A 16,287-nucleotide genomic window follows, 5' to 3' on the forward strand; every position below is an offset into this window, starting at 1 on the left:
GGCGACTTAGGGCTCCAGGTCTGCTTCGGCCAGGAGGTCTGGCAGCGCATCGGGGGCGCGTAGCACCGCTTCGACCATGAGCCGGTCGGCCCAGTGTCCCGTCGACCATGCGAGCGCGCGGGCGAGGCCGTGCACTCCGCTTGCGCGTACTTCGCCGTCTCTGGTCCACCACGGCACGTCCTGGCCGTCCACGACTAGTTGTTCATGTGCGAGGTAGTCGGCGGGGGCGTCTGGCAGGACGGCCCTGACGGCGTCCGGTACGGGACGTTTTTCGCCCTCCGATTGGACGACGCCAGGGATTTCGTCTCCGGCCAGAGGCAGATCGAGGAGTTCGGCTAGGCGTTCGTCTCGTCCTTGCGCGGCGATGACGAGCGGCTGGCCTCGGAGGAGCGGGAGGACGTCCGGGGCGTCCAGGACTAGGGCGTCGGCCGCATCTACGACCTCGACGTCGCCGTCCACGACCGTTCGGACACGGTCGGGTGGTTCGACGGCTCGGTCGTGGGTGTCGGCCAGGGCCGTCCATAGGCCGCCCAGCTGTGCTCGGGTGACGGATCGTGCTGGGTCACCGAGCCGGTTGAGCAACTCTTGCGCGCCTCCGGGCTCGTCCAGCAAATCGGCTAGGGACGTGCGGACGCCCAAGGCGAGCAGGAGCCGCTCGTCAAAGCCCGTTGGGGCAACGTCGTAGAGCCCTGCCAGGGCCTCGTCCCCGCTCAGCCTGAACTCGCCGGGGCTACGGCCGTCCAGGACGCGCTGACGGCTCAGCCACCACGCCGTATAGGACGGCACGGCAACCCGCCGACCGTTGTGCAAGGTCACATGGGCGGGATCGACGATCGCGGCCCGCCACGGCGCTTGCGCAAGGACGCGCAGCGCCGCAGACCAGTCGTCGACCAGTTCGAGGTCTCGGACGGCCAGGAACTCCGGCACGAGCGGCGGGAGGTCTTGCGGGCCGATTCGCCGCAGTACGTCTTCTGCCCACAGGTCCTCGTCATCGAGGTCCAGGGTCTCCGCTTCGTCTGCGATGCCTGTGAGGTTCACGTCCTCGCCCTTGGCGAGAGCGAATCCGTCCAGGACGCCGACGGCCGTGAGCGCCTCCGCGCCCCACCGTTCCAGCAGTTCGCCGTCGACCACGCCAAATGGCGCGTCATCGGCCATCAGCGCGCGCAGTGGGCTTTCCGGCAGTAGCAGTTCACCCGCCGGATACAGCTCCCCGTCGTCGGCGGGGAGGGCCAGCTCGGCCAGCCAGGGCTCCTCGCCGGGGTCGAGCCGCGCGGCCGAAACGAGCCCCAGGACGGCCTCAGCGACCGCGTCGGGGTCGTCGGCCTCGAACGACTCCTCGACGGCCGCGCGCACGGCGGCGTCACCGAGAACGGCCCGCGGCCCCGCCTCGACGGCCCCCAGCCGGGTCAGCAGCGGATGCACCGCCTCCGGGTGGACGAACCGCAGGCCCAGCGCGTCCAGGCCGCCGGGGTCGACGCCGTCCGCGATCAGCAAGCCCCGCGGACCGCGGACGATCCGTCCGCCGTCGCCGGCCAGCGGCACCGGAACGGCCCCCAGAGCGTCTGTGGCGGCTCCGCCGAGCGTCCCGTACATCCGATGCCACCACGCCGGTTCGCGGTCCACAGCGGCCAGCTCATCGATGACGTCCGCCAGTTCGACCCGCCGGACCCCGAGCGCGGCGAGCGCGGGGCTCCGCGCGGGCCACTCCGGCGGGAGCAGGCCGACCGCGACGCCGTCCTCGCCGCCGAGGAGGTCGACGAACTCCGCGGGGGCGTCCACGGCGACCGCGTCGCGTCCGCGCGTCCGGTGGGGCAGCAGGGGCGCTTCCGGGAGGCGTTCGCGGATGCCGCGCCGTACCCGGGCGTCCAGTTCACCCGCCCCGATCGGTCCGGGCACGAGCTTGAGCACGCTCGGCGAAACGTCTAGTTCGACCAGCAACCGCACGTAGGTCTCGGCGGCGCGGTCCACGAGGAAGTCGGTCAGCGGGCCCGGTGCGACGTGCCGCCGGTCAGGTGCGAGCGGGAACGACGCGATGAGCAATGCGGGCAGATCCAGCCGTTCGTCACTGGGCGTTGGCGCGTGCACGACGGCGGGGGTGTCTTCCGGTAGGCCGTCCTCTGGCAGCGCCCACCGCACGTTCCAGAACGGGCGTGCCCGTTCCTCCACCGGACGGTCTTCCAGAAGCGCCATGGGAATTTCCCCATGTGCCTCGGCCGTCCGCCACATCGCCCCGTTGATGACCACCTCGCCCGGCGGACGATGCTCAGCGGTCAGTTCACGGACGTCCCCGTCCACATCGATCTCAACGCCGTCCAGCGCGGGCAGGGCCAGCATCAACGCCGCGCCAGCTCGTTCAAGCTGCCGCCGGACGCTCTCGACCGCATCCTCACGCAACGGCAGCCACACGACCGTGTCGAACCCCGAAGGAATCTCAGGCGGCTCGTCCACAGCGAACGGCTCGTCCAGGGCGAACGGCAACCGGAGCAGCGGAACGTGCCCGCCGCGCCGCTCCAGCTCGTCCGCGAGCGCCGGTACTGCCTCGACCAGCTCCTGAGAACGGGCCCGCGACCACATCACGCCTGCCCCACCGGAAGCGATGGCAGGCCGGTCGCTCACGGCCACGACGGCGGCGAACCCGACGCCGAACCGCCCTGCAGTGGCCGCTTCGTCCCGCTTGGACGACGCCCGCAGCGTCGACAGGGCCTCCACGCCCGCCGCGTCCAACGGCGCCCCTGTGTTGGACGCGCTCAGCACGGTCCCCGACGGCGACGTCCGGAGAGTCAGCCGGAGACGTCCGGGGACGGCGGCGCGCAGCGCGGCGTCGGCGGCGTTCTGCGCCAGCTCGACCACGACCCGGTCGCGGTAACCGCCGAGAGCGAAGTCCTCCTCGGTATTGGCGTCCTCGCGGAACCGGGCGGGCGACTCGCTCCAGGCGCGCAGCACCCGCTCCCGCAGGGCGCGCGTCCCGAAATCCGGCATCGTCAGCTGTGGCCTAGAGCCTCTTCGTCCAAGGACGCCGCGTCCTCCACCACGGACGCCTCGCCCTCGGGCACCGGCACCGCGTCCTCGATCCTGCTCGGCGACGGCAGGACCTCGTAGCCCAGTTCGTCGATGACCGGCGGGTTGTGCTCGGACACGGCCGGAAGGGAGACCGCCTCCGAGTGCGCGCCGCAGCCATGGTCGGCGGAGACGACGCGTCCGTCATCGGGCGCGTACTCGTTCGCGCACACCCCGAACAGTTTCCGCAGCTCCCCCGCCAGCGCCACGTAGAACCCGCACGTCGAGCACTGCGCGGGCGCGGACGCGGCGATCGGGGCACGCGGCCCACCGACGCCCTCGTACCAGCGCGCGGCGGCCTCGTCCCGTCCCTCCTGGGAAAGGACCCGGACGCGGCCGAGCCCCGGCTCCCACTGCGCCTCGCGCTCCACCGACTCGTCGACCTGCGTGTAGCCGGGCGCGAGCCGGACGTCGTCGGACGCCGTCGGCAGCAGGTCGCCCGGACCGAGGTCGCCGGGACGCAGCCGCTCCAGCCACGGCACCCACGGCGGCGCGAGCAGCGCGTCGTCGCCGGGCAGCAGGACGGTCTCGCTGACCGTGACGACCTTGGCGCGGGACGCCCGCGTCACCGTCACGGCCCACTGCCAGCCCACATAGGCGGGGTCGAGGCACTCGAAACAGTGCGTGACCACGCGGTCGCCGTCGGCGCGCAGGCCGAGATGCTCGCCCGCCTGGCCTGGCCAGGCCGTGTCGTCCGCGGCATCGCGCGCGAGGTCGACGGCCTCTGCGCAAGCGGTGTCGACGGCGGGCGTGCGCGCCCTCCGGGCGGGCCCGGAGGCGGTGTGCGCGGACGCGGTGGACGCGGACGCGGAACGCGCGGGGCTGGACTGAGGCAGTGAGCTCACATGCCAATTCTCGCCCATGAAACGACGTGGCCGGGCACCTCACCCCTCCACCCGATGGAAAACAACCACCGGCACCCCGTTAGTGAGCACGTCTCCCAGCGGGGAACGTACCCTCAATCAGGGGGTCGAGCCTCAGCGGAGAACCCGGACGACGCAGGGGAGAGATCAGGGCGCATGGGTGACCGGACACGGTTCGGGCGATCCGTACGCGCCGCTACAGGAGGTGCGGCGCGGACGCTGCGCAGCACGCGTTCCGCGATGGCGCGCACGGGACGGCTGACCCGCCGCGCCACACACGCCCAGGGCGCGGGACGCAGCGGCCTCGGCAGCCTGATCGAGTCCTCCGCGGTCAACTCCGCAGGCGACGCGCTGGTGACCGTAGCCCTCGCCGGGACGCTGTTCTTCGGCCTGGACGTCAACCAGGCGCGCGGCCAGGTCGCCCTCTACCTCGTCGTCACGATGGCCCCGTTCGCGCTGGTCGCGCCGCTGATCGGCCCGGCGCTTGACCGGGCGCGGCACGTCCGCCGGTACGCGATCTCCAGCACGTTCGTGGTCCGCGCGCTGCTGTGCTGGTCGATGGCGAGCGCGCTGCCGCACGGCGACCAGGTCACGTTCCTGCCCGCCGCGTTCGGCGTGCTCGTGCTGTCCAAGGCGTTCGGGGTGCTGCGCGCCGCCGTGACGCCCCGCGTCCTGCCGGACGAGATCACCCTCGTGACGGCGAACGCGCGCTCCGCGTTCGCGGGCCTGATCGCCGCGTCGATCACCGCGCCGATCGCCGCGGGCCTCGTGTGGCTCATCGGCGCGGACTGGGTCCTGCGCATCGGCACGGTCGTGTTCCTGCTGGGCATCGTGTTCACCATGCGGCTCCCGCAGAGCGTGGACGTCCCGGACGCCGAACCCTCTCCGGAGACCGGCGCGGCGGAAGGCGGCGACACGGAGGGCGAGGACGCGGCGCGGCCGAAGGCCAGGCACTGGCGGACGCTGCCGCGCGTCGGCCCGGTCGTCGCGGAGGCGATGCAGGCCAACGCGGTGCTGCGCGCCTTCTCCGGCTTCCTGATCCTCTACCTGGCGTTCCTGCTGCGCCAGGAGCGGTTCGACCCCGTGTCCAACAACGTCGCGCTCGGCCTGCTCGCGGCGTCCGCCGGCGCCGGCGGCCTGATCGGCACGGCGCTCGGCGTGTGGATGAAGGCGCGGGCGCCCCGGCTGATCGTCGTGGCGACGCTGGCGTCCGTGACCGCCGTCGCCGCCGTGAGCGCCGCGTTCTTCGGCCTGTGGGCGGCGCTGGCGGTCGCGCTCGCGGCGGGCCTCGGGCAGGTGCTCGGGAAGCTGTCGATGGACGCCGTGGTGCAGCACGAGATCGGCGAGGAGATGCGGTCGTCCACCTTCGCCGTCTCGGAGACGCTGCACCAACTCGTGTGGGTCCTCGGCGGGCTGGCCGGCCTCGGCATGTCGATCGTCGCGGACGGACGCGTCGCGCTGGCGATCGTGTCCGCCGCGCTGGCCGTGTCCCTGGGCCTGCTGCTGTCGCGCCGCGCGGGCACGCGACGCCGGGTACGCCGACGACGGCGCCCGCCGCACCGCCCGTCGACGATCAAGGACGCGCACCCGGAGATGCACACCTGACCGCCGCCGGCTCCGTGAAGCCGATGCGCTAGGACGCGGCCAGGTCGTCGGCGACCGCCCGCAGCACGGTCGCGATCTTCTTGGCCTCCGCCGGGGCCGGGTGCTTGCCGCGCCGGTAGGTGTTGGAGATGTCGTCCAGCAGCTTGATGAGGTCCTCGGTGATGACGACCATCTCGTCCGGCTTCTTGCGCCGCTGCTTGGCGATGGTCTTCTCGACCGACGGCAGCGTGTCCAGCACCTTCACCTGGAGCGCCTGCTGGCCGCGCCGCCCCTCGACCACGCCGAACTCGATGCGCTGACCCGGTCTCAGCGTCGTGACCCCGCCCGGCAACGCCGATGAGTGCACGAAGACCTCACCGCCGTCGTCGCGCGTGAGGAAGCCGAACCCCTTGTCGGAGTCGTACCACTTGACCTTGCCAGTCGGCACCGGAGACCTCGTTCGGTAATCGTCCTGAATCGACCCCAAGATTAGTGCCTCGCCAAGGGCCGGTGTACACACCGGGACCCCCCGCGACGCCCGTGGGGGCCGACGATCAGAAGCTATCCGGCGCGTCCGACAACGGCATCCGAATATCGCGCCGCAGCTCAGGATGCGCGCCCGCGGCTCAGGTCGTCCGGAACCCGCCGAGCCATTCCGGGAAGGCGAGCAGATCGGGCAGGACGACGTCCGCCCCGTACGCCGTCAGGGCCGCCGAATCGTACGCGCCCGTCGCGACGGCCACCGCGACCGCCGACGCCGCCCGCGCCGCGTCCACGTCGCCCGTATGGTCGCCGATGTAGGCGCCCGCGGCGTGCTCGCGCAGCACGGCGCCCTTGTCCGCGCCGAAGAGGCCGCCGGCCACGACGTCCACCTCAAGACCGAGGTAGCGGACGGTCCGCTCGGTGTCGGCCTGGTTCTTGCCCGAGACGACGATCACCCGCCCGCCGCGGCCCCGCACCGCGTCCAGCGCGGCCGCGGCCCCCGGCATCAGGACGGTCGCCGGCACCGCGATGTCGGCGTAGATCGCCCGGTAGCGCGCCGCCATCGCGGGCACCTCGGCGGGCGGGAACCAGTAGCCGAGCTCCTCCTCCAGCGGAGGGCCGATGCGCCTGACGACGAGGTCGGTGTCGATGGCGACGCCGGTCTCCGCGGCGATCGCGGCGTACACGGCGCTGATCCCGGCCCGCGTGTCCGCCAGCGTCAGGTCGAGGTCGAAGCCGACGGCGAGTCCGGAACCGGGGGACGCCGGGGACATGGGGGAATCGTGATCGGGCACGTCCCACAGGTTAAGGGGGCTGGACACATGCGAGTGCCCGCGCTCTCCTGGTAGTGGCGATGCGACGGGATCCGAGTAGGAGAGCGCGGGAACTTTCGCGCGGGAACCGTTCAGTTGTGACCGGAACTTGCGTCCCGGTCCCACCCGGAACGGCCGCCCGTGCTGCCGATATACCCGGGACCCCGACCACAAACCATCTGACCAGGGAAAACGCAGGACTCGAACAGGCCACCCCGAGCAAAAGGACGATCAGCTCCGAACGTCCGCCCGGCGAGGTCCCCCGGTTAATGGGCCGCTGAAGGAGGCCGCAATGGCAGACACCCCCGACCGGCCGCTCGACCCCGACCCCGGCCGGACGACCGCGCCCGCGCCCGCATCCGCGCAGGAGCACTCGATGACCCGCATCGACCCCGGCGACGGCCGCGACCAGCGCGAACGGCGGTCGTTCTCGTCCGGCGCCGCCGCCGCGCGGCGCCGCGCCGTCGGCATCGCCGCCACCGCGGTCTCGGCCGTCACCACGGTCGTCGTGCTGATCCTCGCCGTGCACATCACGTTCGTCGCGTTCGAGGCGAACACGGCGAACGACCTCGTCCGCTGGTTCGGCGACCGGGCCACCGACCTGTGCTGGCAGTTCAAGGACGTCTTCCAGCCCGAGAACCCCAAGGCCGAGGTCGCCGTCAACTACGGCCTGGCCGCCCTCGTCTACCTGATCGCGGGCCGACTCCTCATCGGCCTGATCCGCCGCTGGGCCTAGCCGCGGCCCGGAAGCCAACCGCAGCCTGGGAAGCCGGGGAAGCCGGCGCGGCCTGGAGGGCTAGTCGCGGCCCGGGAAGCGGACGGCGTCGAAGGGCCAGGCGGTCGTGACCCACTCGCGGACGAACTCCTCCAGCTCCTTCTCCAGGGCGGAGTTCTCCTCGTCGGCGCGGACCCAGAACACCACGACGGCGTCCGTGCCGGGGTCGTCGGACGGGGCCACATGGATGCGGCCGAGCTGGCGGTCCCCGTCGGGCGTGATCACGACGTAGCTGAACGAGCGCCGCAGCTGGCCCTGCTTCTGCAGCCAGGCGACGTCGATCAGGGCCTGCTCGAAGGTGAACTCGCTGTCCGGCCAGCCCCACTCGGGCCCGAACCGGCCGGCGAGCCGGTCCAGGCTCCCGATCACGGCGCCGTAGTCCTTGACCACGTCGTGCACGGTGATCGGACGGATCTGGAACCGGGAACCGGCAACCAGCGTGGGCACCACGAAGTCCTCGGGCAGGAAGGCCCCGTCGGCCGCCTTCCGCGGAGACTTGAACATCGCCGACCTTTCCGACGACGCCCCTTCCGGCGACGGGGCGCAGACGAAGGAAGCCTAGTCGTCCGCGGCCCGGTGCGAGCCGGATCCCGGTTTCGGGCGTGCCGCGGGGGACGTAGGGGCCCCGCAGGTCGAAGATGCCTTACTGTTCTTGCGGAGGAATACATCACCATGACGACATCTACGCGCGAGCGGATCGTGGCCGAGTCGCTCCGGCTGTTCGCCGATCGGGGTTACACGGCGACGTCGGTGGCGGAGATCGAGGCGGCCGCCGGTCTCTCGCCGGGCGCGGGCGGCCTGTACCGGCACTTCCGGTCCAAGGAGGAGGTCCTCGCCTCCGCCATCCGCGAGCACATCGAGCGGACCCACCGGCAGATAGACGACGTCCTGGACCAGGCGGCCGTCTACGAGGACCGTCCGCTGGAGACGCGGCTGCGGATGACGTGCCAGACCGGGCTGGCGAAGATGCGCGAGGAGCAGGACCTCATCCGGGTGCTGTTCCGCGACCTCGACCAGTTCCCGAACCTCGTCGCGGAGATGCGCGAGGGCATCGTCAACCCCCTGTACGACGGGATCGCCACCTGGCTGGCGGCGCAGCCCGAGTTCGAGGGCGCCGACGAGGACTGGCCGGCGATCGCGGCGATCCTCGGCGGCGCGGTGGTGAACTACTGGCTGGCGAACGAGTCGATGTACGAGCCGCCGACCCGCATCGACGAGAAGCGGTTCGTGGAGAGCTGGGCGCGACTCGGGCTCGGGCTCGTCCGCTTGGAGCGCACCCCCGCACCCACCACCGCGTCCCCCTGACCGACCGCGTTCCGCGCTCCAACCGACCGCACCCCAACTGACCGTACGCCTCGCCGCATGGCAGGCGTTCCTCCAGCACACGGCATGTTCGTCCTACTGGGCACCCCGCACGGGCTCCTACCCTTGAGGGGCCCGGTTCGGGCAGCACGGAAGCCCCCTAAAGTTGGGGAAAGGCATGGAAACGTACGCGGACTGGTTGCGCGCGCGAGGCGACGACGAGCTTCGCGCGCTCCTGTCCGCGCGCCCTGAGCTGCTCGCACCGGTCCCCGCCGACCTGACCGCGCTCGCCTCCCGCGCCGCGACTCCCGCCGCCGTCTCCCGCGCCCTCGACCGGCTCGACCGGTTCACGCTCGCCGTCCTGGAGGCACTGCTCGTCCTGCCCGCGGCGGACGGCCCCGGCACGCTCGCCACCGCGCTCGACGCCACGTCCGCACAGGTCGAGGACGCTCTGGGAACGTTGCAGAGCTACGGCCTGGTCTGGGGGAACGGGAACGGGAACGGGACACCGAACCCGGCGCCCGGCGTCCGGCAGGCCCTGCCGCACCCGGCCGGGCTCGGCCCGCCCGTCCAGGAGGTCTTCGCCGCCTACACCCGCGAGCGGCTCACCGACCTGGTCACCGACCTGGACGGCGAGCCCCCGCGCGGGTTCGCCGACTCGGCGCGCCTGCTGCGGCGGCTCGCCGAGCTGCTGAGCGCACCCGGCCCGCTGATCGACGACGCCGGCGAAGACGCGCTGGCCGCGCTCGACCATCTCGCCTGGGGCCCGCCGGTCGGACGGGTCGCCGACGCGCGCCGTCCCGTCCGGGTCGACTCCGCGGCCACCCCGATCGAGCGGCTCCTCGCCCGCGGCCTCCTCGCCGCCGAGGACGACCGCACGGTCACCCTCCCGCGCGAGGTCGCGCTGCACCTGCGCGGCGGGCGCCTCTTCCGGGACGTCGCCGCGGAGCCGCCGCCGCTCACGCCCCCGCCCGGCGACCCGCGCGGCGCGGACGTCGTGGTCCGGGCCGCGGCCGGGGAGGCGTTCAACGCCGTCCGGCTCGTCGAGGAGCTGCTCGAACGCTGGGGCCTGGAACCGCCGCCCGTCCTGCGCAGCGGCGGCCTCGCCGTCCGCGACCTGCGCGCCGCCGCCGTGCTGCTGGACGTCCCCGAATGGAAGGCCGCGCTGCTCGTCGAGGTCGCGTACGCGGCCGGGCTGCTGACCCGCAGCGGCGACCTCGACGGCGAATGGCTCCCGACACCCGCCTACGACCTGTGGCTCATGCGCGACACCGCAGGCCGCTGGACGGAGCTGGCCCGCGGCTGGCTGAAGTCCGACCGCGCCGCCGGCCTCGCCGGCGAACGCGACGACCGCGACCGGCTCATCAACGCGCTCAGCGAGGCGATGGTGCGCAGCAGCGCCCCGTCCACCCGCCGGGCGACCCTGGACGTCCTCGTGGACGCGGGACGCGGCGCCGTCGGCGAGGACGCCCTCCGCGAGCGGCTCGCCTGGCTGCGGCCCCGCCGCGGCGGCCGGGGCCGCGACCGGATCATCGGCTGGACGCTGCGCGAGGCCGCCGCGCTCGGCCTCACCGGGTTCGGCGAGCCGGCCCCGTTCGCCCGCGACCTGCTCGCCGGCGCCGACCCCGAGCCCGCCCTGGAGAAGCACCTTCCCGCCCCCGTCAGCCAGATCCTCATCCAGGCCGACCTGACCGCGATCGCGCCCGGCCCGCTGGTCACCGAGCTCGCCCGGGAGCTCGCTCTCGCCGCCGACGTCGAGTCCACCGGCGCCGCGACCGTCTACCGCTTCACCCCCGAGTCGATCCGCCGCGCCCTCGACGCCGGCCGGACCGCCGCCGACGTCACCGGCCTGCTGACCCGCCACTCGGCGACGCCGCTGCCGCAGCCGCTCACCTACCTGATCGACGACGTCGCCCGCAGGCACGGGCACCTGCGCGTCGGCGCGCTCGCGTCCTACGTCCGGACCGACTCGTCCGCCACGCTGGACGAGATCCTCGCCGACCGGCGCTCCGACCCGCTGCGGCTGCACCGCCTCGCCCCGACCGTGCTCGCGTCGGGCCTGCAGCGCGCCGACCTCCTCGACGGGCTGCGCGGCATGGGCCTCGCCCCGGTCGCCGAGTCCCCGGGCGGCGGCGTGATCGTGACCCGCCCGGACGCGCAGCGCGCCGACCCGCCGCCGACCGCCGAAATCGTCCGGTTGCGGCCGGAGGAGCGCACCGACGCCTCGATGATCTCTGCCGCGGTGCGGGCGCTGCGGGCGGGCGACGAGGCGTCCAGGCACGGCGCGGAGCAGGCCAGGCTGCGCGCGGACGCCCCGTCCGGCGAACCGCCCCGCTCCCCCGCGATGGCCACCGTCGACCGCCTCCGCACCGCCGTCGACCGGGGCGGACGCGTCTGGATCGGCTACCTCGACCAGCAGGGACAGGCGTCCAGCCGCATCGTGGAACCCGTCCGCGTCGAGGGCGGCTTCCTCACCGGCTACGACGCGACGCGCGCGGCCGTGCACCGCTTCGCGCTGCACCGCATCACCGGCGTCGCCGAGCTCTCCGACGACCCCGCCCCCTGAGCGACCTGCGAGTGCTGAGCGATCTACAAGTGCCCGGAACCGGCGAACCTCGCATACGGTCCAACCAGTGACCCATCGGACCGATAGCGTGTCCAGGCGAACGTGTGAGGAGGCTCCCGATGAGCGGGTACGGAGGGCGTCCGCCGTCGGGCTGGGAGGACCCCTACGGCGGCGGATCACAGGGCTGGGACCCAGGCGGCGCGTACGGGCCGCAGTACGGCGCCGGGCAGGGCTACCCGCCTCCCGGCTACGGCTATGGCTACGGACCTCCCGGTGTGCCGCACAGGGCGCCGAGCAACGGCTCCACCATCGCCGCGCTCGTCTGCAACTCCATCGCGGTCGTGCTGTGCTGCAACATCGTCGCGATCCCCGGCATCATCACCGCCGCGATCGCGCTCGGACGCAGCAGCACCGACCCGCACTCGGCCCGGAAGCTGACGATCTGGAGCTGGTCGCTCTTCGCCGCCGGCGTCGTGATCGCGATCATCCTGATCGTGCTCTACGCGCTCCTGGTCGCCGCCGCCGACCCCGACTACGACTCGTCGGGCGGAATCTGACCGTGAGCGGGCCCGACTACGGCTACGGGCCACCCGGCGTCCCTCCCCGGACGGTCAGCAGCGGCACCATCACGGCCGCGCTCGTCTGCAACTCCATCGCGTGCGTGCTGTGCCTCAACATCGCCGCCGTCGCCGGAGTCATCACCGCCCTGCACGCACAGCGCCGAGTCGCCACCAACCCGCGCTCCGCCTGGAAGCTGACCATCTGGAGCTGGTCGCTCTTCGCCTTGGCCGTAGTGATCGGAATCGCCATCGGCGTGTTCTTCCTGACCGTCGGCGCCGAGTCCTAGCCGCCGGCGCCCGCCGCCCGCGAAATACCGCCGCCCGCGAAATACCGCCGACGGCGGGAAGACCCGGCGCCCCGCAGCCGTTGAACATTCGTCGAACCTCCGGGCCGGACGTTTTCCCGCCCGGACGACGAAGACGCCGCCGCGGGCGGCCTCGGGTACCGTGCACCAGCGGGGATTCCCGACTCCGAACACCGATTCCCGACGGGGGCTGCTTTCCGTGACCGACGGTCCGCTCATCGTCCAGTCCGACAAGACGCTGCTGCTGGAGGTCGACCACGAGCTGGCCGGCGCCTGCCGCAAGGAGATCGCGCCGTTCGCCGAGCTCGAACGGGCGCCCGAGCACGTCCACACCTACCGGGTGACGCCGCTCGCGCTCTGGAACGCCCGCGCCGCCGGGCACGACGCCGAGCAGGTCGTCGACACGCTGCTCAGGTTCTCCCGCTACCCCGTCCCGCACGCGCTGCTCGTCGACGTCGCCGACACGATGGCGCGGTACGGGCGGCTGCGGCTGGAGAAGGACCCCGTGCACGGGCTGGTCCTGGCGTCGTCCGACCGGTCCGTGCTGGAGGAGATCCTGCGCGCCAAGAAGATCAAGGGGATGATCGGCGACCGGGTCGGGGACGACGTCGTCGCCGTCCACCCGAGCGAGCGCGGCGCCCTCAAGCAGGCCCTGCTGAAGCTCGGCTGGCCCGCCGAGGACCTCGCCGGCTACGTCGACGGCGAGGCCCACGCGATCTCCCTCGTCGAGGACGGCTGGGAGCTGCGCTCCTACCAGCAGGACGCCGCCGAGGCGTTCTGGCACGGCGGCTCCGGCGTCGTCGTCCTCCCCTGCGGCGCCGGCAAGACCATCGTCGGCGCCGCCGCCATGGCCCGCGCCGAGGCGACCACGCTGATCCTCGTCACCAACACCGTGTCGGCGCACCAGTGGAAGCAGGAACTCCTCCGCCGCACGTCCCTCACCGAGGACGAGATCGGCGAGTACACCGGCGCGAAGAAGGAGGTCCGTCCCGTCACGATCGCGACCTACCAGATCATGACGACGCGCCGGAAGGGCGTCTACACCCACCTCGAACTGTTCGACGCCCGCGACTGGGGCCTCGTCGTGTACGACGAGGTGCACCTACTGCCCGCACCCATCTTCCGCATGACCGCCGACCTGCAGGCCCGCCGCCGCCTCGGCCTCACCGCCACCCTCGTCCGGGAGGACGGCCGCGAAGGCGACGTGTTCTCCCTCATCGGCCCGAAACGCTATGACGCGCCCTGGAAGGACATGGAGTCGCAGGGCTGGATCGCGCCCGCCGACTGCGTCGAGGTCCGCGTCACCCTCACCGACGCGGAACGCCTCGCCTACGCCACCGCCGAACCCGACGAGCGGTATCGCTTCTGCGCAACCACCGACACCAAGACCAAGCTCATCCAGGCGCTCGTCGACCGGCACAAGGGCGAGCAGACCCTCGTCATCGGCCAGTACATCGACCAGCTCGACGAACTCGGCGCGCTACTGGACGCACCCGTCATCAAGGGCGAGACCCGCGTCCGCGAACGGGAACGCCTTTTCGACGCCTTCCGCTCTGGCGAAATCAGCGTGCTGGTGGTGTCGAAGGTCGCGAACTTCTCCATCGACCTCCCGGAAGCCTCGGTCGCCGTCCAGGTATCGGGCGCCTACGGGTCCCGCCAGGAAGAAGCCCAACGCCTCGGACGCCTGCTGCGTCCGAAGGCGTCCGGCCATGGAGCCCGCTTCTACGCCGTCGTCGCCCGCGACACCCTCGACCAGGACTACGCCGCCCACCGCCAGCGCTTCCTCGCCGAACAGGGCTACGCGTACCGCATCGTGGACGCCGACACGGTCCTCGCAGGCGACGAAATCTAAACCACCCGCTCCACGCGGATCTCACTGGAAGGGCTCGTTCGGCGTTGGCGTCGGTGTCGGCGCCCAAGTGCGGTGACGGCGATAAAGGCCCCGAAGAGGGTCACAGCAGCGGCCATGTAGTACGCCGTCTCGAGCCCTTCGGTGAGTTCTCGCCGCAGGACGGCGCCGTCCAGGCTCCCGGTCCCGCTGTTGGCGACGAGCACCATCAGCGCGGTGCCGACCGCCAGCCCCGTCTGATGGGTCACCGACGCCATCCCGGACGCGACGCCCTGCTCGTCCGGCCCCACACCGTTGCCGGCCGCGATCCACATCGACGTCCAGACGACGCCCATCCCGAACCCGGTGACCATGATGCCGGGCAGCACGACGACGAACGCGGAATCGGGCGACACGGCGACCGCGAGCAGCACCATCCCCGCCGCACCGATCACCAGCCCGGCGGACAGGGCGGCGCGCATTCCCACACCGGTCACCAACCGCTCCGCGACCTTCGTCCCGGCGATGTTGAGCAGCGTCAGCGGGAGGTACGCCAGGCCCGTCCGAAGCGGGTCATAGCCGAGGACGTCCTGAAGGAACACGGTCAGCAGGTAGTACTGGGCGCCCAGGCCCGCGCCGAACACCGCGGTGATCGCCATCGCCGTGAGCAGGCTGCGGTTGGCGAACATGCGCGGCGGCATGAGCGGATCACGACTCCGAACCTCGATCACGGCGAACACCACCAGCAATGCGACCCCGAGGCCAAACGCCCCGAGGATGGACGACGACGTCCACCCCCACACCGGCCCCTGCGCCAGCACGAAGACCAACAGCGTCACTCCGGCGGTCGCGGTCAACGCCCCAGGCAGATCAAACCGCCGCTCCCGCAATCCGCCCCAGGCGCCATCGGACGGCAGCAGCGGGAAGGCCGCCAACAACGCCCCACCGGCCAGCAGGACGAAGACGTAAAACACCGATTCCCATCCGAAGAAGTCGGTGAGCAGCCCGCCGAGCAAAGCGCCACCGGCCAGGCCGCCGCCTCCCATTGCGGCCCACACGGCAAGCGCACGATTTCGCTCAGGCCCCTCCGCGAAAGTGGTGCTGATCAGCGCGAGCGTCGCCGGGAAAAGCAGCGCCGCCCCCAGCCCCTGCGCGGCCCGTACCGCGATCACAAGCCCCGGATTGGCGGCAAGCCCACCGATCAGCGACGAGACGGCGTACAGGACGAGCGCGAGAATGAACATGCGGCGCCGTCCCAGCAGATCTGCGGCCCGTCCACCCAGCAGCATGAAGCCGCCGAGCGCGACCGCGTAAGCGCTCACGACCCACTGGAGGGTCTGGCCGGAGAACTCCAGATCGCGCCCCAGCTCGGGCAACGCGACATAGACGATGTTGTAGTCGGCGGCAATGATGAACTGCGCGAACGCGAGCAAAGCCAGGACCCGCGCCGGACGGCGAGGCCGGTGAGACACGTCCACGGACAGCGGCTGGACAGACATGAGCACCTCGAACGGTCATGCGAACGGATACGTCAGGCCGCTACCGTAGAAGTTGCCATCAGTGTCAGGTTCAAGTCCGTAGCCGTCATGTGAGGTGGGTCATGCGGATAGGTGAACTCGCGCAACGGACGAGCGTGAGCGCGCGTTCCCTGCGCTACTACGAGCAGCAGGGACTGCTGGCGTCCGAGCGGACACCCGGTGGTCACCGCGACTATCCCGAGGCCGCGGTCGACCGGGTCATTCGCATTCAGGAGTTGTTCGCCGCCGGACTGCACAGCGCGAAGATCGCCGAGCTGCTGCCGTGCATGCGGGACGCGGACGGCGGACCGTCGGAGATCGCCACACCACAACTGGTCATCGACCTCACCGCGGAACGCGACCGCATCGACCACATGATCATCGATCTGGTCCGGTCCCGGGACGTCCTGAACGAGGTAATCGACACAGCCACCGACCGCATCACGCACCACAAGACACAAGCCCAGAAATGAGAAAGACCCCGCCGTTTCCGGCGGGGCCTTCCTGCAATAAATGTCCGGCGGTGTCCTACTCTCCCACACAGTCTCCCATGCAGTACCATCGGCGCTGAAGGGCTTAACTTCCGGGTTCGGGATGGGACCGGGTGTTTCCCCTTCGCCAAAACCACCGAACGC

14 protein-coding genes and 1 rRNA gene are annotated in these 16,287 nt (G+C 71.9%); 8 read left to right on the forward strand and 7 right to left on the reverse strand.

The annotated features are described in order from the left end of the window. Positions 1-6 precede the first annotated feature (6 nt). A complete protein-coding gene (locus ACH35V_RS37940) occupies positions 7-2,979 on the reverse strand; it encodes a sacsin N-terminal ATP-binding-like domain-containing protein (RefSeq protein WP_395979708.1) in 2,973 nt (990 codons plus the stop codon). 2 nt (positions 2,980-2,981) lie between these two features. Further along, positions 2,982-3,893, reverse strand: coding sequence for a DUF3027 domain-containing protein (locus ACH35V_RS37945; RefSeq protein ID WP_395979724.1), 912 nt, complete (start codon positions 3,891-3,893; stop codon positions 2,982-2,984). A 183-nt stretch (positions 3,894-4,076) separates the two neighbouring features. On the opposite strand from ACH35V_RS37945, the gene ACH35V_RS37950 reads away from it, so the two are divergent. Beyond that, on the forward strand, positions 4,077-5,525 hold the full coding sequence (locus ACH35V_RS37950) for an MFS transporter (RefSeq protein WP_395979709.1): 1,449 nt from the start codon (positions 4,077-4,079) through the stop codon (positions 5,523-5,525). Between the two features lie 28 nt (positions 5,526-5,553). Here ACH35V_RS37950 and ACH35V_RS37955 read toward each other — a convergent pair whose 3' ends face one another. Together ACH35V_RS37955 and ACH35V_RS37960 are read right to left on the reverse strand one after the other, a co-directional pair. Further along, positions 5,554-5,952 carry a cold-shock protein gene (locus ACH35V_RS37955; RefSeq protein ID WP_131969754.1) on the reverse strand — a complete coding sequence of 133 codons (399 nt, stop codon included), beginning with the start codon at positions 5,950-5,952 and terminating at the stop codon, positions 5,554-5,556. Positions 5,953-6,130: 178 nt separating this feature from the next. After that, entirely contained in the window at positions 6,131-6,781 is a 651-nt protein-coding gene (locus tag ACH35V_RS37960) for an HAD family hydrolase (protein WP_395979710.1), read from the reverse strand. A 310-nt stretch (positions 6,782-7,091) separates the two neighbouring features. On the opposite strand from ACH35V_RS37960, the gene ACH35V_RS37965 reads away from it, so the two are divergent. Continuing rightward, on the forward strand, positions 7,092-7,535 hold the full coding sequence (locus tag ACH35V_RS37965; protein WP_395979711.1) for a hypothetical protein: 444 nt from the start codon (positions 7,092-7,094) through the stop codon (positions 7,533-7,535). Positions 7,536-7,595: 60 nt separating this feature from the next. On the opposite strand, the gene ACH35V_RS37970 is transcribed toward ACH35V_RS37965, so the two are convergent. Further along, complete coding sequence (locus tag ACH35V_RS37970; protein ID WP_395979712.1) at positions 7,596-8,078, reverse strand: GNAT family N-acetyltransferase; 483 nt, start codon at positions 8,076-8,078, stop codon at positions 7,596-7,598. 168 nt (positions 8,079-8,246) lie between these two features. Here ACH35V_RS37970 and ACH35V_RS37975 point away from each other — a divergent pair, with 168 nt between their 5' ends. From ACH35V_RS37975 to ACH35V_RS37995, 5 genes are all read left to right on the forward strand, one after another. Further along, positions 8,247-8,879: a TetR/AcrR family transcriptional regulator gene (locus ACH35V_RS37975; RefSeq protein ID WP_395979713.1), complete on the forward strand. Its 633-nt coding sequence runs from the start codon at positions 8,247-8,249 to the stop codon at positions 8,877-8,879. A gap of 175 nt (positions 8,880-9,054) precedes the next feature. Then, positions 9,055-11,442, forward strand: coding sequence for a helicase-associated domain-containing protein (locus ACH35V_RS37980; protein ID WP_395979714.1), 2,388 nt, complete (start codon positions 9,055-9,057; stop codon positions 11,440-11,442). Positions 11,443-11,561: 119 nt separating this feature from the next. After that, positions 11,562-11,999: a hypothetical protein gene (locus tag ACH35V_RS37985; protein ID WP_395979715.1), complete on the forward strand. Its 438-nt coding sequence runs from the start codon at positions 11,562-11,564 to the stop codon at positions 11,997-11,999. A gap of 2 nt (positions 12,000-12,001) precedes the next feature. Then, the gene (locus ACH35V_RS37990; protein WP_395979716.1) at positions 12,002-12,289 is read left to right on the forward strand and encodes a hypothetical protein; all 288 of its coding nucleotides are present in this window, start codon (positions 12,002-12,004) and stop codon (positions 12,287-12,289) included. A 217-nt stretch (positions 12,290-12,506) separates the two neighbouring features. Then, positions 12,507-14,159, forward strand: a complete 1,653-nt coding sequence (locus tag ACH35V_RS37995) for a DNA repair helicase XPB (RefSeq protein ID WP_395979717.1) — start codon at positions 12,507-12,509, stop codon at positions 14,157-14,159. Here ACH35V_RS37995 and ACH35V_RS38000 read toward each other — a convergent pair. Continuing rightward, positions 14,156-15,634: an MFS transporter gene (locus tag ACH35V_RS38000; RefSeq protein WP_395979718.1), complete on the reverse strand. Its 1,479-nt coding sequence runs from the start codon at positions 15,632-15,634 to the stop codon at positions 14,156-14,158. The two genes, ACH35V_RS37995 and ACH35V_RS38000, sit on opposite strands and share 4 nt — an antisense overlap. A gap of 101 nt (positions 15,635-15,735) precedes the next feature. Between ACH35V_RS38000 and ACH35V_RS38005 the strand changes: the two genes are divergently transcribed. Next, entirely contained in the window at positions 15,736-16,125 is a 390-nt protein-coding gene (locus ACH35V_RS38005; RefSeq protein WP_395979719.1) for a MerR family transcriptional regulator, read from the forward strand. A gap of 42 nt (positions 16,126-16,167) precedes the next feature. Here ACH35V_RS38005 and rrf read toward each other — a convergent pair. Then, a 5S ribosomal RNA gene (rrf, locus tag ACH35V_RS38010) occupies positions 16,168-16,284 on the reverse strand. Positions 16,285-16,287 lie beyond the last annotated feature (3 nt).

Origin of the sequence: Actinomadura sp. 1N219 (assembly GCF_044326405.1) — a bacterium.
Lineage (GTDB): Bacteria > Actinomycetota > Actinomycetes > Streptosporangiales > Streptosporangiaceae > Spirillospora.

Bases quoted from the DNA above. Each gene is read 5' to 3' on its own strand.
- ACH35V_RS37950 (WP_395979709.1), top strand. From the start codon at position 4,077: ATGGGTGACCGGACACGGTTCGGGCGATCCGTACGCGCCGCTACAGGA.
- ACH35V_RS37980 (WP_395979714.1), top strand. From the start codon at position 9,055: ATGGAAACGTACGCGGACTGGTTGCGCGCGCGAGGCGACGACGAGCTT.
- ACH35V_RS37970 (WP_395979712.1), bottom strand. From the start codon at position 8,078: ATGTTCAAGTCTCCGCGGAAGGCGGCCGACGGGGCCTTCCTGCCCGAG.
- ACH35V_RS38000 (WP_395979718.1), bottom strand. From the start codon at position 15,634: ATGTCTGTCCAGCCGCTGTCCGTGGACGTGTCTCACCGGCCTCGCCGT.
- ACH35V_RS38005 (WP_395979719.1), top strand. From the start codon at position 15,736: ATGCGGATAGGTGAACTCGCGCAACGGACGAGCGTGAGCGCGCGTTCC.
- ACH35V_RS37975 (WP_395979713.1), top strand. From the start codon at position 8,247: ATGACGACATCTACGCGCGAGCGGATCGTGGCCGAGTCGCTCCGGCTG.
- ACH35V_RS37940 (WP_395979708.1), bottom strand. From the start codon at position 2,979: ATGCCGGATTTCGGGACGCGCGCCCTGCGGGAGCGGGTGCTGCGCGCC.
- ACH35V_RS37985 (WP_395979715.1), top strand. From the start codon at position 11,562: ATGAGCGGGTACGGAGGGCGTCCGCCGTCGGGCTGGGAGGACCCCTAC.
- ACH35V_RS37965 (WP_395979711.1), top strand. From the start codon at position 7,092: ATGGCAGACACCCCCGACCGGCCGCTCGACCCCGACCCCGGCCGGACG.